18 protein-coding genes are annotated in these 23,278 nt (G+C 72.4%); 6 read left to right on the top strand and 12 right to left on the bottom strand.

Features of this window, described 5'->3' with window-relative positions; translation table 11 throughout:
- The first annotated feature begins 36 nt into the window (after window positions 1–36).
- The 5 genes from INT49_RS03980 to INT49_RS03960 all read left to right on the top strand — a co-directional run bounded on the left by INT49_RS03980 (window position 37) and on the right by INT49_RS03960 (window position 4,210).
- Window positions 37–693, top strand: coding sequence for an urease accessory protein UreF (locus tag INT49_RS03980; RefSeq protein ID WP_193116430.1), 657 nt, complete (start codon window positions 37–39; stop codon window positions 691–693).
- A complete protein-coding gene (gene ureG, locus INT49_RS03975; protein ID WP_319021504.1) occupies window positions 686–1,462 on the top strand; it encodes an urease accessory protein UreG in 777 nt (258 codons plus the stop codon). Before INT49_RS03980 ends, ureG begins: the two co-directional genes overlap by 8 nt.
- The gene (locus INT49_RS03970) at window positions 1,459–2,190 is read left to right on the top strand and encodes an urease accessory protein UreD (protein ID WP_193116429.1); all 732 of its coding nucleotides are present in this window, start codon (window positions 1,459–1,461) and stop codon (window positions 2,188–2,190) included. The genes ureG and INT49_RS03970 overlap by 4 nt, the downstream gene beginning before the upstream one ends.
- A gap of 49 nt (window positions 2,191–2,239) precedes the next feature.
- Window positions 2,240–3,127, top strand: coding sequence for an aldo/keto reductase (locus INT49_RS03965; protein ID WP_193116428.1), 888 nt, complete (start codon window positions 2,240–2,242; stop codon window positions 3,125–3,127).
- Between the two features lie 582 nt (window positions 3,128–3,709).
- Window positions 3,710–4,210 carry an FBP domain-containing protein gene (locus tag INT49_RS03960; protein WP_193116427.1) on the top strand — a complete coding sequence of 167 codons (501 nt, stop codon included), beginning with the start codon at window positions 3,710–3,712 and terminating at the stop codon, window positions 4,208–4,210.
- A 23-nt stretch (window positions 4,211–4,233) separates the two neighbouring features.
- Here the strand turns inward: INT49_RS03960 and INT49_RS03955 are convergent, their stop codons facing one another.
- The 9 genes from INT49_RS03955 to INT49_RS03915 all read right to left on the bottom strand — a co-directional run bounded on the left by INT49_RS03955 (window position 4,234) and on the right by INT49_RS03915 (window position 16,796).
- Complete coding sequence (locus tag INT49_RS03955) at window positions 4,234–4,896, bottom strand: nucleoside/nucleotide kinase family protein (RefSeq protein WP_193116426.1); 663 nt, start codon at window positions 4,894–4,896, stop codon at window positions 4,234–4,236.
- Window positions 4,880–8,125 (bottom strand): UvrD-helicase domain-containing protein, encoded by a 3,246-nt coding sequence (locus INT49_RS03950; protein ID WP_193116425.1) that lies wholly within the window; start codon window positions 8,123–8,125, stop codon window positions 4,880–4,882. The genes INT49_RS03955 and INT49_RS03950 overlap by 17 nt, the downstream gene beginning before the upstream one ends.
- Window positions 8,122–10,809 (bottom strand): PD-(D/E)XK nuclease family protein, encoded by a 2,688-nt coding sequence (locus tag INT49_RS03945; protein WP_193116424.1) that lies wholly within the window; start codon window positions 10,807–10,809, stop codon window positions 8,122–8,124. The genes INT49_RS03950 and INT49_RS03945 overlap by 4 nt, the downstream gene beginning before the upstream one ends.
- A 33-nt stretch (window positions 10,810–10,842) precedes the next feature.
- On the bottom strand, window positions 10,843–11,376 hold the full coding sequence (locus INT49_RS03940) for a hypothetical protein (protein WP_193116423.1): 534 nt from the start codon (window positions 11,374–11,376) through the stop codon (window positions 10,843–10,845).
- Window positions 11,377–11,400: 24 nt separating this feature from the next.
- On the bottom strand, window positions 11,401–12,480 hold the full coding sequence (locus INT49_RS03935; protein WP_193116422.1) for a hypothetical protein: 1,080 nt from the start codon (window positions 12,478–12,480) through the stop codon (window positions 11,401–11,403).
- 106 nt (window positions 12,481–12,586) lie between these two features.
- Entirely contained in the window at window positions 12,587–14,050 is a 1,464-nt protein-coding gene (locus tag INT49_RS03930; RefSeq protein ID WP_193116421.1) for an arylsulfatase, read from the bottom strand.
- Window positions 14,051–14,120: 70 nt separating this feature from the next.
- On the bottom strand, window positions 14,121–15,263 hold the full coding sequence (locus INT49_RS03925; protein WP_193116420.1) for an SPFH domain-containing protein: 1,143 nt from the start codon (window positions 15,261–15,263) through the stop codon (window positions 14,121–14,123).
- A 60-nt stretch (window positions 15,264–15,323) separates the two neighbouring features.
- Window positions 15,324–15,809 carry a glutathione peroxidase gene (locus tag INT49_RS03920; RefSeq protein WP_193116419.1) on the bottom strand — a complete coding sequence of 162 codons (486 nt, stop codon included), beginning with the start codon at window positions 15,807–15,809 and terminating at the stop codon, window positions 15,324–15,326.
- 75 nt (window positions 15,810–15,884) lie between these two features.
- Window positions 15,885–16,796 (bottom strand): PfkB family carbohydrate kinase, encoded by a 912-nt coding sequence (locus INT49_RS03915; RefSeq protein WP_193116418.1) that lies wholly within the window; start codon window positions 16,794–16,796, stop codon window positions 15,885–15,887.
- 29 nt (window positions 16,797–16,825) lie between these two features.
- Between INT49_RS03915 and INT49_RS03910 the strand changes: the two genes are divergently transcribed.
- Window positions 16,826–18,754 carry a penicillin-binding transpeptidase domain-containing protein gene (locus INT49_RS03910; RefSeq protein WP_193116417.1) on the top strand — a complete coding sequence of 643 codons (1,929 nt, stop codon included), beginning with the start codon at window positions 16,826–16,828 and terminating at the stop codon, window positions 18,752–18,754.
- Window positions 18,755–18,763: 9 nt separating this feature from the next.
- Here INT49_RS03910 and INT49_RS03905 read toward each other — a convergent pair whose 3' ends face one another.
- The 3 genes from INT49_RS03905 to INT49_RS03895 form a co-directional block, all read right to left on the bottom strand.
- Complete coding sequence (locus INT49_RS03905; protein ID WP_193116416.1) at window positions 18,764–19,240, bottom strand: nucleoside deaminase; 477 nt, start codon at window positions 19,238–19,240, stop codon at window positions 18,764–18,766.
- Between the two features lie 38 nt (window positions 19,241–19,278).
- Window positions 19,279–21,378 carry an NADPH-dependent 2,4-dienoyl-CoA reductase gene (locus INT49_RS03900; RefSeq protein WP_193116415.1) on the bottom strand — a complete coding sequence of 700 codons (2,100 nt, stop codon included), beginning with the start codon at window positions 21,376–21,378 and terminating at the stop codon, window positions 19,279–19,281.
- A 119-nt stretch (window positions 21,379–21,497) separates the two neighbouring features.
- Window positions 21,498–23,264, bottom strand: coding sequence for an HNH endonuclease (locus tag INT49_RS03895; RefSeq protein ID WP_193116414.1), 1,767 nt, complete (start codon window positions 23,262–23,264; stop codon window positions 21,498–21,500).
- Window positions 23,265–23,278: the final 14 nt, after the last annotated feature.

Below are 23,278 nucleotides of genomic sequence, written 5' to 3'. Positions count from 1 at the left end.
GCGCCCCCTGTATCTCCCGCGTCCACGACAGTTGCGATGCTGCTCGCGGACTCCCGGCTGCCCGCCGGCGCCCACGTCAGCTCGAACGCCCTGGAGGCGGCGCTCCGCGACGGTCTCGCGCCGTCGGCCGTCGCGGCCTACCTCGCCTCCCGCCAGCGCACCGTCACCGAGGTCGAGGCGGGGGCCGCGGTCGTGGCGCGGCGGATCGCGCTCGACGCCGAGCGGGCCCCTGCTCCGGAGGCTCTCGAGCCCCTGCTGCGTGAATGGGCCGCGCGCACCCCCAGCCGCGCCCAGCGTGAGGTGGCGTGCGCCCTCGGGGACGGCCTGCGACGGCTCGCCGACGTGCTGTGGCCCGGCGCCGTCCCGGCCCCGATCTCGCGCGAGAGGCCCTGGCCGCGTCCGCTCGTGCTCGGCCTGGTCGCAGCGGCGGCGGGCCTCGCGGCCGAGGACCTCGTGCGCCTGGTCGCCTACGACGATGCGCAGACCGTCGCCGCCGCCCTGCTCAAGCTCGAGCCCGGCGATCCGCGCTCCGCCGCAGCCCTCGTGCTCGAGGCCTGCGCGCTCCTGGAACCCCGCGTGGCGGAGCTCGCCGCGCTCGAGGACCCGGTGCACATCCCGTGCACCGGGGCACCGCTGACCGAAGGCTGGGCCGAGGCCCAGTCGACCCTGCCGAGGAGGCTCTTCCGTGCCTGAGAACACCGCCCCAATATCCGTGGCCCCGCAGCGTTCGCTGCGACTCGGGGTCGCCGGCCCCGTCGGCACCGGCAAGAGCTCCCTGATCGCGACGATCTGCCGCGCCCTGGCCGGCGAGATCCGCATCGGCGTGATCACCAACGACATCTACACCGACGAGGACGCCCGCTTCCTGCGCTCGGCGGGAGTGCTCGAGCCCGAGCGCATCCGGGCGGTCGAGACCGGCGCCTGCCCGCACACCGCGATCCGCGACGACGTCACCGCCAACCTCGCCGCGGTCGAGGAGCTCGAGGCCGACTTCGACCCGCTGGACCTCGTGCTCGTCGAGTCCGGTGGGGACAACCTCACCGCGACCTTCTCCCCGGCGCTCGTGGACGCGCAGATCTTCGTGCTCGATGTCGCCGGCGGCGGCGACGTGGCCCGCAAGGGCGGCCCAGGCATCGGCCGCGCCGACCTGCTGGTGGTCAACAAGGTCGACCTGGCCCCCCACGTGGGCGTGGACGTCGAGCTGATGCTCGCCGACGCCGCCGAGGCCCGCGAGGGCGGCCCCGTGCTGGGCGTCTCCCGCCATCAGGAGGACACCGTCGCCGCCCTGCGCGGCTGGGTGCTCGAGATCCTGGCCGCCCACACCGCGGGCACCCACGCTCCGCAGGACCCGGGGCCGATGGCGCCGCACTTCCACGCCGAGGACGAGGACCACCCCCACGAGCACGACCACCCCCACGACCACCCCCATGAGCACGAGCACGAGCACGTCCACGCCGGATGACACGGATCAGCATCCTGCGCGCCGAGCGCGGTCCCGTCCGGGTGGCGATCACCCCGGGGCTGCTCCAGGCGCGCACGATCGAGCGCCATGCGACCGGCGCGCAGGTCGCGCTGGTCGCCGGCGGGGCGACGCTGGTCGGAGGTGACCATCTCGGCGTCGACGTCCACGTCGGGGCCCGCTGCACCCTCGATCTGGAGGACGTGGGCGGCATGGTCGCCTACCCGACCGACGGCAGGCGCAGCCGTTTCGACGTGCGGATCCGGCTGGACCGCGGGGCGACCCTGGTGTGGCGGGCGCATCCCTTCGTGATCGCCGCCGGTGCGGCCGTGGACCGCGACATGACGGCGACGCTCGACGACGGGGCCGCGCTCTGCCTGCGCGAGACCCTCGTGCTGGGCCGTACGGGCGAGCGCGGCGGCCAGATCAGGAACCGCCTGCACGTCCGTGATGCCGAAGCGTCCCCGCTGCATCTCGAGGACCTCGAGCTCTCCGGCGACAGCCCCGCGGCGGGCGTGCTCGGCCCCCATCGCGTCCTGGACAGCGTGATCCAGCTCGGCCGTCGCCCTGCGGCGACCGCCGAGGACGGGCCGGCGGGGCCGGTGATGCTCCACCTCGATGCCCCCGGGGCGATCGCCCGCACGGTCGCGGACGCCACGCACCGCACCGGCCTCGACGGCGTGTTCGCCCAGTGGTCGGAGGAGCTGCTCACCGATGCCGGCTTCGGCTGACGGCGGACAGCTCGTGACCTGGGCCACGCCGACGGCATAGGCTTTCCGTATGACTGCACCCACTCGCCGTATCGGCTCCCTGACCGTCTCCGCCCTGGGCCTCGGCGCCATGCCCCTGTCGATGGGACGCGGCGAACCCGCGCCGGAGGATCGTGCGAACGCCACGATCCACGCGTCGCTCGATGCCGGTGTCACCTTCCTCGACACCGCCGACATCTACGCCCCCACCTGGGACACCATGGGCCACAACGAGAAGGCCGTGGCCGAGGGGCTGCGCACCTGGGACGGGGACCGCTCCTCGGTGGTCCTCGCCACCAAGGGCGGCATCACCCGCTCCGAGGGCGAGGTGGGCGGCCGCAACGGCACCGCCGAGTACCTGCGCTCCGCCCTCGAGAAGTCCCTGGCGAACCTCGGGATCGAGTCGGTGGACCTCTACTACTGGCACCGCCCGGACCGCAGCATCCGCTACGCCGAGGGCATCGAGGCGCTCGCCGCGCTGAAGGAGGAGGGCCTGATCCGGGAGATCGGGATCTCCAACGCGAACGTCGAGGAGATCGACGTGGCCCTCGAGGTCCTCGGAGAGGGAGGCCTCGCCGCGGTGCAGAACCAGTTCTCACCCACCTTCTTCCACACCTCCAAGCGCGAGCTCGAGCATTGCGGCGAGCACGGCATCGCCTTCGTGCCGTGGTCGCCGCTGGGCGGCACCGGCGGCGGCGCGAGCGCCGTGGGGGAGCGGTTCCCGCAGATCCAGGCCATCGCCGAAGCCCACGGGGTGAGCCCGCAGCAGGTCGTCCTGGCCTGGGAGCTCTCGCTCGGCGAGCACGTCGTCCCGATCCCGGGGGCGAGCCGCCCCGAGTCGATCACCGATTCCGCCGGCGCCATCGCCCTCGAGCTCGGCGCCGAGGACCTCGAGCAGCTGAACCAGATCATCGCCTGATCCGAGCGGGGCCGCCGGGCGGGGCCCGCTGCCCCGCTGCCCCACTCCCGCCCCGGGCCCGCCCCCCCCGCACGGCGCCCCGCCCCGCCCGCGCGCCTGCGGAACGGCTCGAGCCTGCACCATGTGTCGTTGAGCGGCCGCTCACCGACACATGGTGCAGGCTCGAGCTCATCGTCGGCCCGCAGGCCGACCATCACCGCCTCAGAACCCTCGCGATCTGGGTCGCGGCGAAGGAGGCGGGCGCAGGCCCGGAGACCGTCGAGCTGGAGCAGGTGTCCGCCCGCACCGGCTCGATCGGGACGGCGCCGCCGCTGCGGTGAGCGTCGCGGCGCACAAAGTGCTTGTCCCCGCGGGGTCGCAGGCGTAGCGTGTCCGCGGTCGGCGCCCGTCAGGGGCGCGGCACCACGATGCAGCGAGGAGATGAGCATGCGCACCCAGCATGCAGGAAGCGAGGCGGCCCACCGGGCCTTCTCGGCGTGACGCGGCACGGCCGCATCCGCCATCGCTCCATCCCCGCATGCCCTCCACAGCTCGGCCGTGCCATCGGCCGTGGGTCGGCATGCCCATCGTGAGGACACCCCCATGAACACCCTGACCGAATCCCAGATCCGCAACGCCTTCGTCAACGCCAGCAAGGGCGAGGCGAAGCGCGCGGCCCTGCCCGACCTCGAGTCGATCGACTTCTCCGGGCTGGACTATCTCGGCTGGCAGGACGCCAAGCGGCCCCGCCAGCACTACGTCGCCCTCGAGCTGGACGACGAGCTCGTGGTGCTGCTTCTGCGCGGCGCCGAGAACCCGCCGGGCCGCAAGATGATGTGCGCCTGGTGCGAGGACGTGGTCGACGGCCTGCATGCCGCCTCGTTCGTCGCCCCGCTCGCCGGTGCTCCCGGCCGGCGCGGCAACTCGATCGGCACGTCCGTGTGCGCGGACTTCAGCTGCTCGCGCCACGTGCGCCGGCCCCCGCAGCCCTACGAGCTGCGCACCGAGGACCCGGCGCTGCTGGCCTACCACCGCGAGATGCGGATCGAGGGGCTGCGTGAGCGCTCCACCACCTTCGTGAAGGCCCTCCTCGCCCGCAGCTGACGGGTCGGTGCTGCGGTCGGTGGTCAGCGGGCCGTGAGGTCCACGACGGCATCGGCGCGGTCGCGGGTCGCTGCGACCCGGCGGGCGTTCGTCTCGTCGGGTCCCAGCGTCCACTCGCGCGCAGCCTGCGGGGACTTCCCGTACTGCACGTGACGGGCGATCAGCCGCTCGTGCCGCAGCGCGTCGGGCACCTCGATGAACCAGCGGGCATCCAGCAGCGCAGGCACCTGCGCGAAGGCGCCGTCGTCGGAGAGCAGGTAGTTGCCCTCGGTGATCACGAGCGGCACCTGCGCGTCCACCTCGATGGCGCCGGCCAGGGGCTGCTCGAGCTCGCGCTCGAACATCGGCGCCCACACGGACGGATCCTGCGGCATCGCGGAGCGGATCCGCTGCAGCAGCGCCACATAGCCGCCGGCGTCGAAGGTGTCCGGCGCCCCCTTGCGGTCCGCTCGGCCCAGCCGCTCCAGCGCCACATCCGCCAGGTGGAACCCATCCATCGGCACCACCACGCAGGAGCTCTCCGGCAGCCGCTCCTCCAGCAGCTGCGTGAGCGTGGACTTCCCGGCGCCGGGCGCCCCGGCGATCCCGAGCAACCGCCGGGTGCCCGACCGCCGCGCCTCGTCGACCAGCAGCAGAGCCCTGGACACGGCCTCCTCGGGAGCGATCGCCTCAGTGCTCCTGCCCATGAACCCTCACCTCGACGATCTCTCCCCGCAGCGGCAGGTGCATCAGGATCCGGTCCGGCGCGCGGCCGGCGGCGGCCAGCGCCTGCGCATAGGTGCTCATCTGGCCCAGGTAGTGCCGACGCACGTGCCCCACGGGGTCATCACCCGGATACGCCTTGTGGTCCACGAGCACGATCTCGCCCGAGGGCAGGCGCAGCAGGGTGTCGATCCATCCCTCCATGACCTGCGAGTCCTCGTTCCACCAGGTGATCGGCTGCTCGGTGAGCTGCGCGGCCCCGGGGAACTCCGAGTCCACGAAGCGCGCCCAGGCCTCCCCGGCGTCCAGCAGCACCTGGGCGTCGACCGTCCGGGTCACCACCCAGCGCTGCAGCAGGCGCTCCGCGGCCGCGAGCCGCTGCTCCGGCGAGAGATGCTCGAGCGGCAGGCCGAGATAGGCGTGCACCGCCTCTCCCACGCGCTCCCACTGCGGGCCGCCCCCGCGCACGAGCACCGGTCCGATGCTCCGCGGCTCGGCGACCTCCCCGAGCGTCTCTCCCGAGCCGACGCCGGACGCCTGGAACCGGGCCGACACCCGGGCAGCGGCGTCCGGTGCCGGGCGCAGCGGCACGTCGGTCGCCGCGAGCGGATCGGCCCGGCGCGGCAGCTGCGCCGGGATCTCGTCCAGCAGGTCGTCGACGTTCACCGTGCTCACCCTCGCCGGCAGCGTGCCCTCGGTGCCGTGCACGGTGAGGGCGTCGTCGGACCAGCTCACCAGCGGCGGGGTCTCGATGAGGGTGTCCAGCACCGTCGAGGTGCCGGGCACGGCGAGCACCGAGGTGCGGGCGGCGCGGGTGAGGGCCACGTAGTGCAGCCGCCCGGACTCCTCCGCCTCGGCATCGCGCCGGCGGTTCGCGAACCCCGAGGCCGCGAGGTTCTCCGCGACCTCCGCCGGGGCGGCGACCTTCGGCCAGAACCGCAGGCTGCGGCCGGCGAGCGGGGCGGTGACGTCGAGCGCCCCGGGGGAGACCACGAGCACGCCGCTGGAGTGGTCGCGCTCCTTCGGGGGTGCGCCGAGGTAGGCGACGACGTGATCCCATTCCAGGCCCTTGGCGCCATGGATAGTGCCCACCCAGACCGCCTCGGGCAGGGCGGAGAGGTCCGGTCCCTCCGTCCAGGCGTCGAGCTCGGCGCGCAGGCCGGTCAGCGTGATGGGGGAGCCCTCCGCCCGACGCCGCTGCGTGGTCTCCTGCGCCATCGCCCGCAGCGCATCCAGGGTGCGACGGCGGGAGCCCTGCCCGGTCCAGCGCTTGATCCGCTGCGGCAGGTCCAGCGCGTCGATCAGCGCGCTGATCATCTCCACCGGCGTGAAGCCGATGCAGGCCCGCCGCACCTCGCGCAGCCCGGCCAGCACGGGATCCTCCCACCACCTCGCGAACACGGCCCTGCGCGCCTCCCGGTCCGACGCCGCCATCAGCTGCGTGAACCAGTCCTCGTGCGCGCCGTGATCGCTCAGCAGCGTCACCAGCTCGGTCAGCGCCAGCGTGTCGGAGCCGTCCAGGGTCACCGCGAGCGCCGCGCGCACCATCTGCGCCTCCCTCGTCGCGAGCAGCGGATGGGCGGCGCCGGCGGTGGGCACCCCGCGCTCCTGGAGGGCGGCGACCACGGAGGCCCGCTGGGTGTTGCTGCGCACCAGTACCGCGGTCGATCCCGTGGTGAACGCACCCTCGTCGATCCGGCGCCGGATCTGTTCGGCGATCATCGCCGCATGCTTCTGCGCGGAGACCACGCGGCGGTCGTTCTTCGTCGCCTCCCACACCTCGAGCGTGCCGCCGCCGGCCTCCGCCTCCCGCTGCTCGGGGATCTGGAGCCGCACCCGCTCCAGGCCCTCGCCGTCGGGCGCGAACACCGGGGTGAACAGGGCGTTGGTGAAATCCACGAGCAGTTTCCGCGAGCGCCAGGAGTGGGAGAGGTTCTGCACCTCGCCGGTCCCGAACACCGTGCCGCCGCCCTCGAGCGCGCGGATGATGTCCTGCATCAGGCGCGGGTCGGCGTCACGGAAGCCGTAGATCGCCTGCTTGGGGTCGCCCACCCAGATCTTCTCCTCGATGAGCTGGGAGAGCTCGAGGAACAGGGCCAGCTGCACGGGGGAGGTGTCCTGGAACTCGTCGACCGCGAGGAGGCGGTAGCGCGAGGCGATGGACTCGCGCACCCGCGGCGAATCCTGCAGCAGGCGCAGCGCCTGCACCTCCTGGTCGATGAAGTCGATCAGGCCCAGCTCGCGCTTGTAGGTCTCGTAGGCGTCCAGCGAGTCCGCGGCGACGTCGAGCACGAGCGCGATGAGATCGCGGAGGTCCTGCTGCCAGGCAGGATTCTGCGCGAAGCCCTCGCCCACCTCGATCGCGAGCGGCTCCAGGGCCCGATTCGCCGGGGCACCGTACCTTCCGCCGGCCAGCTTCAGCCAGCTCGACCACGGTGCCCGCTCCCGATCGCGCAGGGTCCGCTCGAGCCGGCGCAGCGCCTCGAGGTCGCCCCGGGCCCTGTTCACGCTGCGCGGGGAGATCGGCCCGCCCTTGATGCCCTCCCCGGACTCATCGACCGACGCGGCCAGATCCCCGGCGAAATCTCCGATCCGCTGCCCCAGCTCATGCAGCCAGCGGCCCCGCAGGTCCTCCCCGGGCTCGGGCAGCCGGGCCGCCTCCCGGAGCTCCTCCCAGGACACGGTCGCGGCGGCGCGCAGCTCCTCGGCGCCGAGCAGGTTGGTGCGAGCGGCGTCCGCGACGTCCTTCACCCGGCCCCGCCAGGCCTGCTTGCGGGTCCCGAAGCCGAAGCCGGTGTCCTTCTCGTCGCCGTCGTGCTCGGTGCGGGCCAGCATCGCCGCCCAGCGCACCCCGGCCGCGGCGGCGGTGCGGTCGATCGCCGCGGCGAACGCGGCCTTCTGGGTCGTGTCGTCGAGCACCTGCACCTGCGGGGAGATGCCCGCGTCCAGCGCGTACTCGGTCACCAGGCGCCCGGCGACGGAGTTCACGGTGCTGATCAGAGCGCTGTCGATGCCGCGCGCCGCCTCGACCTGCTGGCGGTCCAGGAGCGTGGAGCGCACCCGCTGGGAGAGCTCGTCGGCCGCTTTGACGGTGAACGTCGTGGCGATGACCTGCGAGGGGTCCAGCCCGGCCTCGAGGCGCTCGGCGAGCAGCCGGGTCAGGGTGTACGTCTTGCCGGACCCGGCCGAGGCGTTGATCAGGGTGAAGCTCATGATGCATCGCCTCTCAGGCCGCACAGCAGGGAGAAGTCGCAGTAGTCGCAGCGGGCGTCGACCACGATCCCGCCGCCGGCCCGCGCCTCCTCCTGCGCCGCCGCGTAGGTCTTCTTCGCCTCGGTGCGCGGGGTGCCGAGCCCCTGCCCGGCGTCGCGCAGGATCTGCCCGGACTGCGCCGTGACGGTGCCCTCGCCGATCGCGTCGAGCGCCTCGGTGATCCCTCCGACCGTTCTCGACCACGCCCCGGCGATGTCCAGCGTGGGCCGGCCGTGCGGGTCCAGCGCCGGGTTCGCGGAGACGAACTCGCCCTGCTTGAGCAGGAAATACCCGACGTCGGCCGAGTCGTCATGCAGCGACCATGCATAGGAGGCGAGCTGCAGCGCTTCCCCGGCGTCGAACAGCTCAGGGTACTTCTTGGCCGCTGAGGTCCACTTCAGGTCGATCACGGTAGGCTTCCCGGCGGCGTCGTCGGCGAGCACGTCGCGGTAGCCCAGGAACGGCACCTCGAGGTCCCCGCGCTCCAGATGCAGCGTCAGCGGCTCCTCGAAGCGGGACTCCACGGAGGTGATCACGAGCCCGGCCTCCGCGAGGCGGCCGAAGAACTCCACCAGCGAGCGCACGGCCGTCTCCCGCATCGTGGTCAGCTCGACCTCCCGCCCGGGCAGCAGGAGCTCCGAGGCGAGCTGCGGAACGAGTCGTTCGAGCACCTGCGAGATCTCCTCGGCGGAGGGCGCACCGCCCTGCTCCCGACGGGTGTTCACCAGCTCCTCGACCACGGTGTGCACGAGGGTGCCGATCATCTGGTTGCCGCTGGGCACGCTCGCGACCGAGGCGGGACGGATCCCGAGCCCCGTGCGATACGTCCACTTCTGCCGGCAGCCCAGCAGGTTCTCCGCCTGGGAGTAGCTCAGCGCGGTCGGCACCAGATGCGGTGCCGGGCCGGTGCGCTTGGTGAGATCCTGCGCAGGCTCCGCCGGGCCGACGAGCGCAGGAACGCTCAGCAGCCGACGCGACCCCGCGAGCTCCCAGACCCCGTCTCCGACCGCTGTGCGCGGATCCACCCGGAACTGCTCGAGCACCTTCGCGACGTCCTCCCCGGGCGCGGCCCGCTCTGCCGCGAGGTGGGCGAGCAGGGAGTGGGGAGCGGTGGCCTTCTCGGCGCGGCCGCGGGTGCGGACCACGATCAGCCGTCCGGTGCCGAGCAGCCCGCGCAGTCCCGCATCGGTCTCGAGAGCGGCCAGAGCGGCAGGTTCCACGAGACGCCCCCCGAGGCCCTCGAGCGCCGCGATCTCGACGGCGTCCCAGGTCACGCCGGTCTGCGGGTCCTGTCTGTCCGCGCCCCACCACAGCACGTCCCCACCGCGCGGGCGCAGCTGCGCCGGGCGGGTGCAGGCGGTCCAGGCATCGGTCGCCTCGGGCCGGGCGACCGGAGAGGCGGCGCGCCCGGCGGAGGCCTCGACGATCTGGGAGAGCTCTCGCGCGCCCAGCAGATGATCATCGCCGAGGGTGTCGAGCACCGCCAGGACCGTCTGCAGATGGGCGCTCGCCCGCACCAGCCCCGGATCGCCCTGCCCGAGGGCGTGCAGCCGTTCCCCGAGCCAGGCGGTGGCGACCCGCAGCCGCGGGGGCGTCAGCTGCTCCGGGTCGAGCGGGTGCGTGACCAGCGCCGAGACCGCTCGGGCGATCTCGAGGGCGGCGACCTCCTCGGGATCGGCGGCGAGCTCGGAGAGCACAGCCTCCCAGGCTGGACCGCCGGTGCCGGGCTCGGCGGCCAGCGCATCGAGGAAACGGCGACGCACCCGTGAGGGCACCAGGCCGATCGGCTCGCGGTCGGACTCCGGGGCATCGAGCACGCGCAGGTCCAGGAACGCCCCGAGCTGCTGCACGTCCACCGGGGCGATCGCGATCGAGAGGTACAGCGGGAGGATCTGCAGGCTGGTGCGGTCCGCGGAGGCTCCCGCCACCCCGATCGCGGCCACGCCGCGGCGGTGAAGCTCCTGGTCCAGCAGGATCGTGTCCTCCGTGGCGAGGACATGGACCGGGTCTCCGTCGCGCCCGGCGAGGAACCGCGCGGCGGTCTCCGCGGCCGTCCATTCGTCGTCGGCCTCGAGCAGCACCAGCTCGGGTCGTCCGGCCGGCATCTCGCCTGCCGGGCGCACCTCCACCCCGGCCCCGGCCAGCAGTTCCAGCAGCTGCGGCCACAGCCCGGGGAGGGTCGCCGGTTCCTCGTGGCAGAGGACCTGCTCGATGCCCAGCGGCCAGGGCGAGACGGCGAGCTCCGCGAGCAGGTCGATGATCTCCCGCAGGTCGTCGGCCGCGCCGGGGGCGATGTCGGCCTCCTGCTCGATCGCGCACAGGGCATCGATCCGGGCCGGCAGTCCGGGCGCCCGACGCAGCGTGGCCCCGGCCGTCACGGCCGCATCGCGCCAGGACAGCATCGTGCTCGCGGTCGACCAGGGATCGACGTCGAACGAGGCCCGTGCCCACTCGTGGTCCGCGGCGGCGATCGCGCGCGCGTACTGCGCGGTCCGCACCGCGGGATCGACCGACGGGCGGGTCAGCGCGAGCCGGGTCTGCAGCAGCTGCACGAGGCCGCGGGGCCCCATCCGCACGGTCCCGGTCGCACCGGCACCATCCGCCCAGGCGGTGCCGTCCAGCGACCAGCCGAACTCGATCTGCATCTGGGCTCCTCCGTCGTCGCGTCCCGCCCCAGACTAGGGGAGGGGGCCGACATCGGGGGGCTGCGATCGCGGCGACGCGGTCTCGATGATCCCGCCGATCAGTTGGGCAGTGCGGGCCCACGGAGCGAGCAGCACGAGCGTCCCGGCGAGCAGCCACCAGGCCCCGACGGCGGTCTGCTGCAGTTCGAGCGCCCCGGCGGTGAGGGCGAGTGTCGTGATCAGCACCGGCACGACGGTGGACACGGCGACCGCGACCAGGGAGATCACCGGCACCGCCGCAGGATGCGCCCTTCCGCCGATCCGGCGCATCGACATCACGCCCACCACGGCGTCGAGCACCAGCGTGAGCACCGCCAGCGCCGCGGCTCCCACGGTCACCGCGATGAGCACGCCGAATGCCAACTGCCCGTCCCGTTCGTCCGACGGGGAGGGGGTCAGCACGGCGGAGGCCCCCAGGAATGCGGAGTAGACGCCGACCAGGAGGCCGACGACCACCATCACCACCGTGAGCGCCCAGCACGCCGCGGCGAGCAGGCAGAGGATGCCGTAGCGGCGGTGTGGTCGCATGGGGCGATGCTACGGCCGGCGCGATCAGCGGTTGAACGGATCGTCCGCACGCACTCCCCAGCTGAAGCCGCGGTCGTAGTAGACCGAGCCTGAGTCGTCCGGGGCGAGTACCAGCTCCTGGCCCTCGCCGCTCACGCGCAGCGTGCCGTCGACCTGCTCGTCGATCTGCAGGGTGATCGTCGTCGGCTCGATCTCCGTGTGCTCCGCGAGCGTCTGCCCCGGCGCACGCAGCGGCCGCAGCGACAGCTCGACCGTGCCCTCCCCGAGGCGCTCGTAGCGGCCGGTCAGCAGCTCCCCGTCCGCCTGGCGGATCTGCACGGCGGCGGCGCCGTCGTAGGCGACCTCGCCGAAGGAGAGCGCGCTCCATCGTGTGTCCTCGCTCAGCTGCGCGGCGGGCTCGGCGGCGTCCTCCTGCACCTCCCACACCCCGGCGGGAGCGGACTCGTCGGTGGTGCGCTCGGGGTACATCGAGCTGACGCCCCAGCCCACCAGACCCACCAGCACGAGGGCGGCGATCGGCCCCAGCACGTCCAGGACCCGGGCCAGCGGTCGCCACGGGACCAGGGTGGGCAGCGGTCCGCGCGGGATCTCGCCCCGGCCGATGAACGTCCTGGCCAGTCGCGGCATCCAGGGGATCAGCACGAGGACCGACATGATCAGCAGCGCCAGGGCGATCTGCTTGACCGGCACGTCGTAGCCGAGGTTCAGCACGAGCACGAGGGACATGTCAGCCGCGGCGATCAGCGCACCCAGCGGCACCGACCTTCGCCACAGCAGGGCGAGTGCGGCGCCAGCCTCCGCGACCCCGCCGAGCACCTGGAACAGCGGGGAGAAGGCGACCATGCGCCAGAGCATCCCCATCGGGCTCATCTCGCCCTGGGTCACCAGCGCATCGCCCATGTCCGCCACCCCGAACTGCCCGAGCACGATCTTCGCGAAGCCGTAGTACAGCAGCGCGATCGCGAGCAACAGGCGCACGCCGCCGTGCGCCCACCAGCCCAGCGTCACCGCGACGAGGCGGCCGATGCGCTTCTCGGCGGAGTAGTCGTCGGAGGGAGGGGCGGCGGAGGACGGAACCACAGGGGAGGAGGAGGGATCACTCATGACCCCAGTCCAGCGGATCTGCGTGTGGGCCGCATCGGTCCCGGGGCGCGGAACGCACCTCCGGTTGAGGGACCATCCGACGGAGAACACACGACTTTCGACGGACTCAGAGCCGCGCGAACTCCCGCACCCACGTCGCCTCGGACTGCACCGGCCGGCCCGCGACCAGCTCGCCGTCCGCGACGAAGCCCTCCTCCCGCCCGCTCAGCTCCCGCACCAGGATCTCCCGGTGCCGGGCCAGCTCGTCGGCCGCTCCTGGATCCGCGGCGAGATCCCGCAGTTCCTGCGGGTCCTCGACCAGGTCGAACAGCTGCTCATGGCCATCCCCGGAGAACCACACGTACTTGTGCCGCTGCGAGCGGATCCACTGCATCGAGTGCCTGCCCAGCGAGCCGATCAGATGCTCCCCGTGCAGATGCTCGCGCACCGGGCCCCCGGGGCGCAGGCTCATCCCGTCGACCCCGCCCGGCACCTCGACGCCCGCGAGCCCCAGCAGCGTGGGCATCAGATCGCGCAGCTCGGCGATCGATTCGACCTCGCCCGGCGCGCCCCACCCTTCGCGGTGACGCGGCGGCACGTGCACCACGAGCGGCACCCGCGCGGAGCCCTCGTAGCCCACGGACTTCCGGTACATGTCGTGGTCGCCCATCATGTCGCCGTGGTCGGAGACGAACACGATGATCGTGTCCTCGAGCAGAGCGTGGTCCGAGAGCGTCTCCCGCAGCCGGTTCAGCTGCAGGTCGATGAACTCGATCGAGCCGTAGTAGCCCGCGCGCACCTGCTGATGGGTGGTCTCCTTCTGCGCCCCGAACTCGGCCTCGGAGGCGAAGTCGCGGCGGTGCTCGTCGAACCGCTCCACCCAGTCGCCCAGCGGCCTCGGCGGGAACTCGCGGCCGCGGTACTTGTCCCACAGCCACTGCGGCGGATCGAAGGGGGCATGCGGCCGATGGAACGACATGTACAGGAAGAAGGGGCGTGTGGGGTCGCGCCGCTCGAGCATCCGGAACGACTCATCGGCCACCCAGCGGGTGGGATGCAGCCGCTCCTCACGCTCCCAGGGCCGGGCGGTCATCGCATTGCAGCCGATCCCTGTCTCCTGGTAGTCGGCCCGCGGGTCCCCGGTCTCGCGGCGCAGGAAGTCGACATAGTCGTCGATCGCCGCCGACGGCCCGCCGCTCAGCCTCCGCGAGGTGTGCAGGAACCCGTCGTGCAGCTGCACGTCGTCGAAGCCGCAGCGGGCACGGTCGGGGAAGACGTGCATCTTGCCGACCCCGAACGCCTGGTACCCGGCATCGCGCAGCGTCGACTGCAGCGTGACCGGGTACGCGTCCGGGAAGGAGATACCCTCGCGGTAGCCGTAGCGGCCGTGCAGGTCGGGGGACTTCCCGGTGAACATCGCGACCCGGGCGGGCACGCACGTGGGCGTCGCCGAATAGGCCCGCGTGAAGCGGTAGCCGCCGCGCGCGAGGTCATCGAGGTTCGGGGTGTCGATGTGCTCGTTGCCGGCCGCGCCCATGGCGTCGGCCCGCATCTCGTCGACGCACACCAGGATGATGTTCGGGCGGTTCATCGGAGTCCTTCTCTCTGGGGAACGCTGAGGGCCCGGAGTGCGTGCAGCACCCCGGGCCCTCGACGACGGATCAGCCCTGGTTCGCGGATCCGGGATGCGCCCACGGCGGCGTGCCGGGACCGCCGCGGTGCTGCCCACCGTTCTGGGCCTGCTGCTGCGCCTGGCGGGCCTTCTGCTCGGCCGCGGAGCGGGCACGCTCGGCGCGTTCCTGCTCCTGCTGCTTCAGCTGCTCGGCGGAGACGCGCTTGCGCGAATCGGCGTCGGCCACATCGGCGTCCTTGCTCGCCTCCGCGGCCGCCTGCGACTGCAGCATGGCGGTGCGGATCTCGTCACCCATGGAGCCCACTGCACCCGGGTTCGAGGGCAGGTAGAGCACGTTGGACCGGGCGTTGCGCGCCACGTCCTGCATGGTGTCGAAGTACTGCGTCATCAGCAGCAGCTGCTCGGCGGAGTTCTCTATGCCGACCTTGCGGAGCATCTCGTACTGCTCGGCGATGCCCAGGGCGATCGCCTTGCGCTGGGCGGCGACGCCCTCACCCTGGAGGCGCTTGGACTCGGCCTCGGCCTCGGCCTGGGTGACGCGCTTGATCTTGTCCGCCTCGGCGAGCGACTGGGCGGCGACGCGGTCGCGCTGGGCGGCGTTGATGGAGTTCATCGAGTCGCGCACGCGCTGGTCGGGGGAGATGTCCTGGACCAGGGTGTTGATGATGTTGAAGCCGAACTCCTGCATGCGGGCCGAGAGGGTGCTCTCCACGCTGCGGGCGATATCGTCCTTCGATTCGAAGGCCGCGTCCAGCTCGAGGGCCGACAGGGCGGAGCGCACGGTGTCGAACACATAGGAGCGGATCTGCGCCTCGGCGTTGGAGAGCTTGTAGTACGCGTCGACGACCTGCTCCTCCTTGATCACGTACTGCACCGCGACGGGCACGTTGACGAACACGTTGTCCTTGGTCTTGGACTCGATGTTGACCTCGAGCTGCTGCACGCGCAGCGAGATCGGCCGGGTGGTGTTGTCGACGAACGGTGCCTTGAAGTTCAGGCCGGCGTGCGCGACGCGCCTGAACTTGCCGAAGCGCTCCACGATCACGGCTTCGCGCGAGTGCACGGTGAACAGGACCGACGTGCGCAGACCACCGAACAGCAGAGCTGCCAGGATGATCACGACCACGATCACGACGACCGCGACGACGAGGAAGATGACTGCGCCTTCCATGAGGGACCCCTTTCCAGTGGGACGTAGTTGTGTCCCACGCTACAGGGTGGGCCTGTGCGGTTACCGCAGACCGAGGTCGGTCTCTATCCGTCGGGCGATCCGCACCGGGGGCACCGGCGGGGCGTAGCGGCGCAGCACCTGGCCGTCGCCGTCGATCAGGAACTTCGTGAAGTTCCAGGCGATGCGACCGCCCATCACCCCGCCCTTCTGGGCGCACATCCACTGCCACAGCGGGTGCGCGAGGGGACCGTTGACGTCGATCTTGGAGAACAGCGGGAAGGTGACGTCGTAGGTCGAGGTGCAGACGTCGTGGGTGTCCTGGTCCGTCCCGGGATCCTGGTGGAACTGGTCCGACGGGAAGCCGAGCACCGTGAAGCCGTGCTCGCCGTACTGGTCCTGGAGGGCCTGCAGGCCGCGGAGCTGCGGGGTGAAGGTGCACTGCGTCGCGATGTTGGTGACCAGCACCAGCCGCCCGCGGTATCTGCTCATCTCCTGGAGCTCGCCATCGACCGTGGTGGCCCGGAAGTCATGGAAGCTCGTGGTCACTGCGCGATCCTCTCGCCGCTGTCTTCTCGTCGTGCCAGGCCATCGTAGGGCCGGGCGCTGGGCATCGGGTGGGCGTCATGCCAGGAAGGCGTCGACCTCCGCGCGGGTGGGCGCGCTCTGCGGCCCCCTCCGGGTCACGGCGATCCCGGCGGCGGCGTTGGCCCGGGTGGCCGCGGACTCCCAGTCGGCCCCGAGCGCGCGCTCGGCCAGGAGCACGCCGGTGTGGGTGTCGCCCGCCCCGTTGGTGTCCACGGCCTCCTGCGGGAAGGCGGGGATCTCGGTGCCACGGCCGTGATGGAACACGAGGCAGCCCCGGTCGCCGTCGCGCACGATCACCACGGCATGGCTGCCGATCCGTCGGCGCAGCGCCTCCGGGGTGTCCTGGAGCGACTCGAGCCCGGTCAGCGCGCGGGCCTCGTCCGCGTTCGAGGTCCACACGGTGGTGCGCGCGAGCACCCTCTCCTGCACCTCGCGGGGGAAGGTCGCAAACGGCGCGCCCGGGTCCAGCACCACCTCGACGCCCTCGGGCACCGTCTCGAGGAACGCCAGCAGCGGGTCGCGCGTCGGCTCGAACAGGCTGTACCCGGACAGGCACAGCAGGTCGCCGGGCTGTGGGTCGAGGGTCGCGAGGGACGCCGCGGTGATCTCGCGCTCCGCGCCGTAGACGGTCAGGAAGGTGCGTTCGGCCGACGGCTCGAGCATGACCACGCAGTACCCGGTGTCGGAGTCGGGACGCACCTCGTCGGAGAGGCCCACGCCGTCGGTCGCGAGTGCCTCGCGGATCAGGTCCCCGTGGGGGCCGGCGCCGTGCGCGCCGCCGTGCACCGCCTCGGCGCCGGTGCGGGAGGCCGCGACCAGCGTGGTCACCGCTCCTCCGGCGTACCACTGCTCGCTCAGCGCATTGGCGTTGCCGCCGCGCGGGGGGAGGTCCTCGACCTCGACGACGATGTCGACGAGGGCCTGGGCGGTGTGCAGCACGCGGGACATGGCCCGAGTCTAGGTGGGACGATGGTCCCATGGACCATGCTTCCTCCCGCCCGCGACGCCGCGGACCCCTGCTCATCGCCCTCGCCGCCGTCGTGATCGTGGCCCTCGTGGTCGGTGTGCTCCTGTGGCGTGATCGCTTCGGGGACGGCGCCGAGGAGGCCCAGGCCCTGGCGGATGCGCTCCCGGAGGGGGACTTCGCCGAGGTGGCGCTCGAGGACCTCTCGGCCTCGGCCGCCGCGACCGAGCACGAGCGGGTCCTCGGCCCGCTGCTCGAGGCGGTCGAGACGCCCCCGCAGGTCGAGCTGGTCGACGCCGGAGACGCTGAGGACGGGTCCCGCACCGCGACCCTGCAGTGGACCTGGACCCTCCCGCAGGACGCCGGGACCTGGGAGTACACCACGGAAGCGGTGCTGCGGCGCGGCGAGGACGGCTGGGCCGCGCAGCTCGCCCCCACGGTGTTCGCTCCTGACCTCAGCGCCCGTGACCACCTGGACCTGAAGCGCCTCGACCCGACGATGGGAACGGTCACCGACCGCGACGGGAACATCCTCTACGGTCCCCACGACGTGCAGGTGATCGGTCTGGACAAGGCGCAGCTCGAGGAGTCCGAGCTGGACGACGCCGCACGGGCGCTCGCCGGGCACCTCGGGATCGACGAGGACAACTACGCGAGCTCCGTCGCGGGCAACGGACCCGAGGCGTTCGTCCCCGCGCTCACGATCCGCGTCGAGGACCTCGGGGACTACCCGCTGGCCACGGCCGAGGAGGTCCCGGGCTACCGGGCGCTCGAGAAGAGCCAGCCGCTGGCCGTCGAGCGCGACTATGCCCCGGGCGTGCTGGGGTCGCTGCGGGAGGCCACGAAGGAGGACGTCGACGGCTCCGACGGCGAGATCGTCGCCGGGGACCTCGTCGCCACCGGCGGTGTCGTCGCCGCCGAGCATGACGCCCTCGTGGGCAGCGCCGGCGTCAACGTGGTCGCCGTCGACCCCGACGCGGACGCCGAGCGGTCCCTGCACAAGGTCGAGGCGAGCGACGGCACCGAGGTGCGCACCACGCTCGACGACGGGCTGCAGCGACGCGCCACGGAGGCGATCGCCGACCAGGATGCCCCGGCCGCCGTGATCGCGCTGAAGCCGTCGACCGGCGATGTGCTCGCCTCGGCGCTCGGGCCGACGGGCCAGAGCTATCCCATCGGGCTGGTCGGCCAGTACGCACCCGGTTCGACCTTCAAGGCGGTGACCGCTCTGTCCCTGCTGCGCGAGGGCGTCACCCCGGATACCGAGCTGCAGTGCCCGGAGACCGCGACCGTCGAGGGGCGCAGCTTCAAGAACGCCGATTCGATGAATCCGGGCCTGTTCGGGCCGATGCCGCTGCGGGACGTCATCGCGCACTCCTGCAACACGGCGCTGCTGCTGCAGTACGACACAGTGGACCAGCCCGCTCTCGCCGATGCCGCGACCACGCTCGGCATCGGCCAGGAGGCCCCGAAGGGCCTCGAGGCGTTCATGGGGTCCGTCGACCCCGAGGACACGGGCACCGAGCACGCCGCGGCGATGATGGGCCAGGGCCGCGTGCTGACCTCGCCGCTGTCGATGGCTGTGGTCCTCGCGAGCGTGCAGCAGGGCAGCACCGTCCATCCCCGGATCCTCGCCGACGACGAGACGGCGGCGCCCGAGGTGCCGAACCCGCTGACGGCCGACGAGACCGCGCAGATGCAGGAGCTGCTGCGCGGCGTCGTCACCTACGGCAGCCTCGACGAGTTCGCGGACCTCCCGGGCGAGCCGGTGATCGGCAAGACCGGCACCGCGGAGTGGACGAACGAGGACGGCGAGCTCAAGCTCCACTCGTGGGTGATCGTCGCCCAGGGCGATCTGGTCGTCGTCGCCTTCGTCGAGGACGGCAGCTACGGCTCGACCACGGCAGGGCCGATCGCCCGCGAGGTGCTCGAGGGTCAGTAGGTCAGCTGTTCAGTACTCCGCGCGGTCCTCGTGGTCGCGCCAGGCGGTGAACGGCGCGGCCGCGCCCGCCCGACGGTGCTGCTCGGTGCGCAGCAGGTCGTCGGATCCGGGGGTGTCGAAGTACCCGTAGAACGCGGCGTCGTCGAAGCCCGCCTGCGCCGCGTCCTCGCGATCGGCGGCGAACACCACCGTGTCGATCCGTGCCCACAGCGCGCTGGCCAGGCACATCGGGCAGGGCTCGCAGCTCGCATAGAGCACCGCCCCGGGCAGCTCGTGCGTCCCCAGCTCCGTGCAGGCCGCCCGGATCGCCAGGACCTCGGCGTGCGCGGTGGGGTCGTGGTCCGCGGTGACCCGGTTGACCCCGTCGAAGCCGCGCCCGTCGGCGGTGAGGAGCACCGCCCCGAACGGCCCGCCTCCCTCGGCCACGTTGGCGGCGGCCAGGTCGATGGCACGGTCGAGGTGGTCGTTCTCAGCTGCGGTGCTCATGGGTGGGATCCTCTCTCACAGGTCAACGGTCGGCGGGATCATAGGCCCGCCGCGACCTCCACAGCCTGCCGGATGGCACGCTCGGCGTCGAGCTCGGCGGCGACGTCGGCGCCGCCGATCACGTGCACCCGGGGCGTGCGGCCCGCACGAGCGCCGCGGATCTCGTCGGCCAGGGCGTTCACGCTGACCTGCCCGGCGCAGACCACGACCGTGTCGACCTCGAGCACGCGCTCGGCGCCGTCCTCGAGGATGTGCAGGCCCTCGGCGTCGATCCGCTGGTAGGTCACGCCCTTGTGCTGGATGATCCCCGCGTGGCGCAGCTCGGCGCGGTGCACCCAGCCAGTGGTGCGGCCCAGTCCGGCGCCGATCCGGGTCTCCTTGCGCTGCAGCAGGTGGACCTCGCGGGACAGCCGGCCGTCGTCCGGGTCGCCGTCCGGGCGGGGGATCACGCCGCCGCGGTGGGCATCGGCATCGACGACGCCCCAGTGCGTACGCCAGGCGGCGACATCGAGGGTGGGGGAGGGTCGGGCGGAGGTGAGGAACTCCGCGACGTCCACGCCGATGCCGCCGGCGCCGATGATCGCGACCCGTCGGCCCGCCTCGGCGCGGCCCTCGAGCAGGTCGGCATAGCTGATCACCGTCGGGCCGTCGGCGCCGTCAACCGCTGCGGAACCGGCGCCCGGGAGGTCCAGCTCGCGCGGGGTGACCCCGGTGGCGATGATGACGTCGTGGAAGCCGAGCAGGTCCTCCGCGTTGGGGCGGAGGTCCAGACGCATCCCGACCCCGGCCGCGGCGAGGCGCATCCGCCAGGACTGGAGCGCCTGTGCGTAGTCCTCCTTGCCGGGGATGCGCGCGGCCAGACGCAGCTGGCCGCCGATCTCGCCGGTGGCCTCGAACAGCGTGACGACGTGGCCGCGCTCGGCGGCGGCGAGGGCGGCCTCGAGTCCGGCCGGGCCGGCGCCGACGACGGCCACCTTGCGCGCCCGACGCTGGGTGACGGGGCGCAGCACCAGCTCGGTCTCGTGGCCGGCGCGGGGGTTGACCAGGCAGCTGGCGCGCTTGCCGTCGAACACCTTGTCCAGGCAGGCCTGGTTGCACGAGATGCAGGCGACCACCTGGGAGGCGCGGCCGTCGGCGAGCTTGGCGGGCAGGTTCGGGTCGGCCAGCAGCGGGCGGGCCATGGAGATCAGGTCGGTCTGGCCATCGGCGAGGACCTGCTCGGCGACGGCAGGGTCGTGGATCCGGTTCGAGGCGACGACGGGTACGTCGACCAGCTCGCGCAGCAGGCTGGTCTGCTGGGTGAAGGCGGCGCGAGGCACGGAGGTCACGATGGTCGGGACCCGGGCCTCGTGCCAGCCGATGCCGGTGGACAGCACGTCCACCCCGCGTGCGGTGAGGCCCTGGGCGAGGGCCGTGGTCTCCGTCCAGGTCTGCCCGCCGGGCACCAGGTCCAACAGGGAGATGCGGTAGCTGAGCAGGGCATCCGGACCGATCGCCTCGCGCACTGCGGAGGTGATCGCGAAGGGCATCGCACGCCTGCCCTCGGAGCTGCGGCCCCAGCGGTCCCGGCGACGGTTCGTGGCGGGGGCGAGGAACTGGTTGAGGAGGTAGCCCTCGGAGCCCATGATCTCGACACCGTCGTATCCGGCGGCGATCGCATGGCGGGCGGCCTCGGCGAAGTGGTCGATCGTGCGTCCGACGCCGCGGCGGGTGAGGCGACGGACCCGGAACGGGGAGAGCGGGGAGCGGCCCCGGCCTGCCGACGCGGCGAGCGGGTGGAACGCGTAGCGGCCGGCGTGGAGGAGCTGGAGGATGATGCGGCCGTCGGCCTCGTGGACCTCGCGGGTCACCAGCTGATGGCTGCGCAGGGTGCGCTCCGTGGCCTGGGCCCCGCGCGGGGTGAGCCGGCCGGTGCGGTCGGGGGAGAACCCGCCGGTGACGATCAGCCCGGCGCCGCCGCGGGCGCGCTCGCCGAGGTATGCCGCGAGCTTCTTGGCATCGGAGGTGCGGTCCTCGAGGCCCACGTGCATCGACCCCATGACGATCCGGTTGCGCACCTCGAAGCGGCCCAGGTCCAGGGGGGAGAGCAGGGTCGGGTACGAGCGGGGTGCGGTGGGGTGGGGAAGCGGCGTTGCCATGCCGCGATTGTGCCAGGGTCTGCCGGGTGATTCGGTACCAGGGTGCGTCACCGGTGAGGTGCGGCGGGACGCTCCGCCGTCGCTGCGTCGTCACCTCGGGCATCCGCCTCATGGCCGAGTCAGGCGGGGCTGTCGTCGGGTTCGTCGGGTGAGGGGCGGGGTGGGGGCGGCGGTGGCTTCAGGGGTGGCAGGGGGTTGTTCTTGAGGAACTCCTGGAGGCCGTCGTCGTCGCCCGCGCCGTCGCCCTGTCCGTCGTACTGGCCGCGTGATCCGCGTTTTTCGGTCATGCACTGGCGTTCGATGCGGCGTTGTTCGATGATCCGGTCGCGGGCGGGGCGTGCGGCTTCGATCTCGGCGATCCGGACCGCGTCGGCGTGGGCACGCAGATGCGTGTCCCAGGCCCGATCCAGCGCGGCGGCGAGGACAGGGGTCAGCAGGTCGTGTTCCTCATAGGTCGCGGTGCGGAGCTCACCATCGATCGTCCACCGAGTCTGGGTGGGCTCGACAACCGGCCGGCGCGGAACCGGGCGGGGAGGCAACGTGGCAGGCGGGAACCGAGGCGGATCCTCGGGAACATTCCGGAGCCTGTCCGGGGCAGGATCAGGACTGATGTCCGCACCGGGGTCGGGATCGGTGTCGCGTTCGGGGTCGATGAGGCCCGCGGTCTTGATCGTGTGGTGCAGCCAGCACAGTCGGTGGAGGTTCGCCAGGGACGTGGGGCCGCCAGCGGCAGGATCGTCGTGGTCGTACTCCTCGATGTGGTCATCCTCCGAGGCGAGCACCGTCGCCCGCGTACAGCCGGGGGCCGCACACACGGGGTGGCGCAGGCGGAGCTGGAGCCGCATCTGCGCAGTCGGCGTATACGTGTCGGCGGTGACGGGGAGGTAGGCACCGGTGGTGGGATCGGTGAGGATCCGCTGCCAGGTCGCCTGCCCCGCAGCCAGCGCACGGGCCTGCTCCGCCGGGACCGGGATCAGGCCGTCGATCACCCCGGGTGCGTCACTCTCACCCAGCAGCGTCATCGCCGGCACCGTGACCAGCAGCTTGTAGGGGGAGACGGGTTCGGGCACCGGATTCGTGTCGAGCATCGACTGCGTCAGCACCGCATACCGCAACGCCGCCAGAGACATCGCCCGGCCACGTTGACGCAGCACCTCATCAACATCGAAGGGGATCGGGGCGTCGCTGTCCTGGTCGTTCAGGGCGTGGCGCTGGGCTTTCTGGATCGCTTGAGCCGCGACATCGAGGCGGTGGGCGAGGGCTTTGATCTCCAACGTCGGCCCCGTCACCGACAACGTCGCAATCCCCCGCGCCGGGTCGATGATCTCCAGGTCCACGCGCCGTTCTGATTCCGGGGTCACGGGGATCGTGCCCGCAGTGACCAGGGTGATCAGGGAGCCGAGGTGGCGGGCGAACTGATCCCGCGAGATCGACGCCAGATCCCACCCCGCCACATGCTCATCCACAACACGGACCTGGTCATCGGGCAGTGCCCGTACTTTGCGCAGCAGCAGACGATGGAAATCCTCAGGCAGATCACCCGAACGCAGGACCTCGAACGTGCCGGGCATGAGGGTGACGGAGCGGTGAGCGTCCCGGATCAGGCACTCCGCCCGATGCAGGGACGCCCGCAGACCGGTGGCGACCTTCAACGCGGAGATATCCGCTGAATCGATGCACCCATCAGACTCCGGATCCCGCGTCAGAAACGCCGTCAACAACTCCTGCTCCCGGGCATACAGCATCGTGCGCTCACGCATGTTGTCGTGGATCGCCAGTGCCCGCACCGCCTGCTCGCTCTCGGGCTCCGCCTCACACGCCTCGATCACCCGCTGCGCAGTCAGCACCCGCCGAGCCCGCACCGGCCACACCGGCACCGCAGGCACGACGCTGGAATCAG

The sequence above is a fragment of the Brachybacterium tyrofermentans genome, assembly GCF_014897585.1.
Lineage (GTDB): Bacteria > Actinomycetota > Actinomycetes > Actinomycetales > Dermabacteraceae > Brachybacterium > Brachybacterium tyrofermentans.
The sequence above is the reverse complement of the archived record's forward strand: the minus strand, read 5'-3'. Positions and strand labels throughout refer to the sequence as shown.

What these genes read in the sequence shown, in the direction of transcription:
- INT49_RS03980 (WP_193116430.1), top strand. Translation starts at nt 37, where the DNA reads ATGCTGCTCGCGGACTCCCGGCTGCCCGCCGGCGCCCACGTCAGCTCG.
- INT49_RS03970 (WP_193116429.1), top strand. Translation starts at nt 1,459, where the DNA reads ATGACACGGATCAGCATCCTGCGCGCCGAGCGCGGTCCCGTCCGGGTG.
- INT49_RS03965 (WP_193116428.1), top strand. Translation starts at nt 2,240, where the DNA reads ATGACTGCACCCACTCGCCGTATCGGCTCCCTGACCGTCTCCGCCCTG.
- INT49_RS03960 (WP_193116427.1), top strand. Translation starts at nt 3,710, where the DNA reads ATGAACACCCTGACCGAATCCCAGATCCGCAACGCCTTCGTCAACGCC.
- INT49_RS03955 (WP_193116426.1), bottom strand. Translation starts at nt 4,896, where the DNA reads ATGGGCAGGAGCACTGAGGCGATCGCTCCCGAGGAGGCCGTGTCCAGG.
- INT49_RS03950 (WP_193116425.1), bottom strand. Translation starts at nt 8,125, where the DNA reads ATGAGCTTCACCCTGATCAACGCCTCGGCCGGGTCCGGCAAGACGTAC.
- INT49_RS03945 (WP_193116424.1), bottom strand. Translation starts at nt 10,809, where the DNA reads ATGCAGATCGAGTTCGGCTGGTCGCTGGACGGCACCGCCTGGGCGGAT.
- INT49_RS03940 (WP_193116423.1), bottom strand. Translation starts at nt 11,376, where the DNA reads ATGCGACCACACCGCCGCTACGGCATCCTCTGCCTGCTCGCCGCGGCG.
- INT49_RS03935 (WP_193116422.1), bottom strand. Translation starts at nt 12,480, where the DNA reads ATGAGTGATCCCTCCTCCTCCCCTGTGGTTCCGTCCTCCGCCGCCCCT.
- INT49_RS03930 (WP_193116421.1), bottom strand. Translation starts at nt 14,050, where the DNA reads ATGAACCGCCCGAACATCATCCTGGTGTGCGTCGACGAGATGCGGGCC.
- INT49_RS03925 (WP_193116420.1), bottom strand. Translation starts at nt 15,263, where the DNA reads ATGGAAGGCGCAGTCATCTTCCTCGTCGTCGCGGTCGTCGTGATCGTG.
- INT49_RS03915 (WP_193116418.1), bottom strand. Translation starts at nt 16,796, where the DNA reads ATGTCCCGCGTGCTGCACACCGCCCAGGCCCTCGTCGACATCGTCGTC.
- INT49_RS03910 (WP_193116417.1), top strand. Translation starts at nt 16,826, where the DNA reads ATGGACCATGCTTCCTCCCGCCCGCGACGCCGCGGACCCCTGCTCATC.
- INT49_RS03905 (WP_193116416.1), bottom strand. Translation starts at nt 19,240, where the DNA reads ATGAGCACCGCAGCTGAGAACGACCACCTCGACCGTGCCATCGACCTG.
- INT49_RS03900 (WP_193116415.1), bottom strand. Translation starts at nt 21,378, where the DNA reads ATGGCAACGCCGCTTCCCCACCCCACCGCACCCCGCTCGTACCCGACC.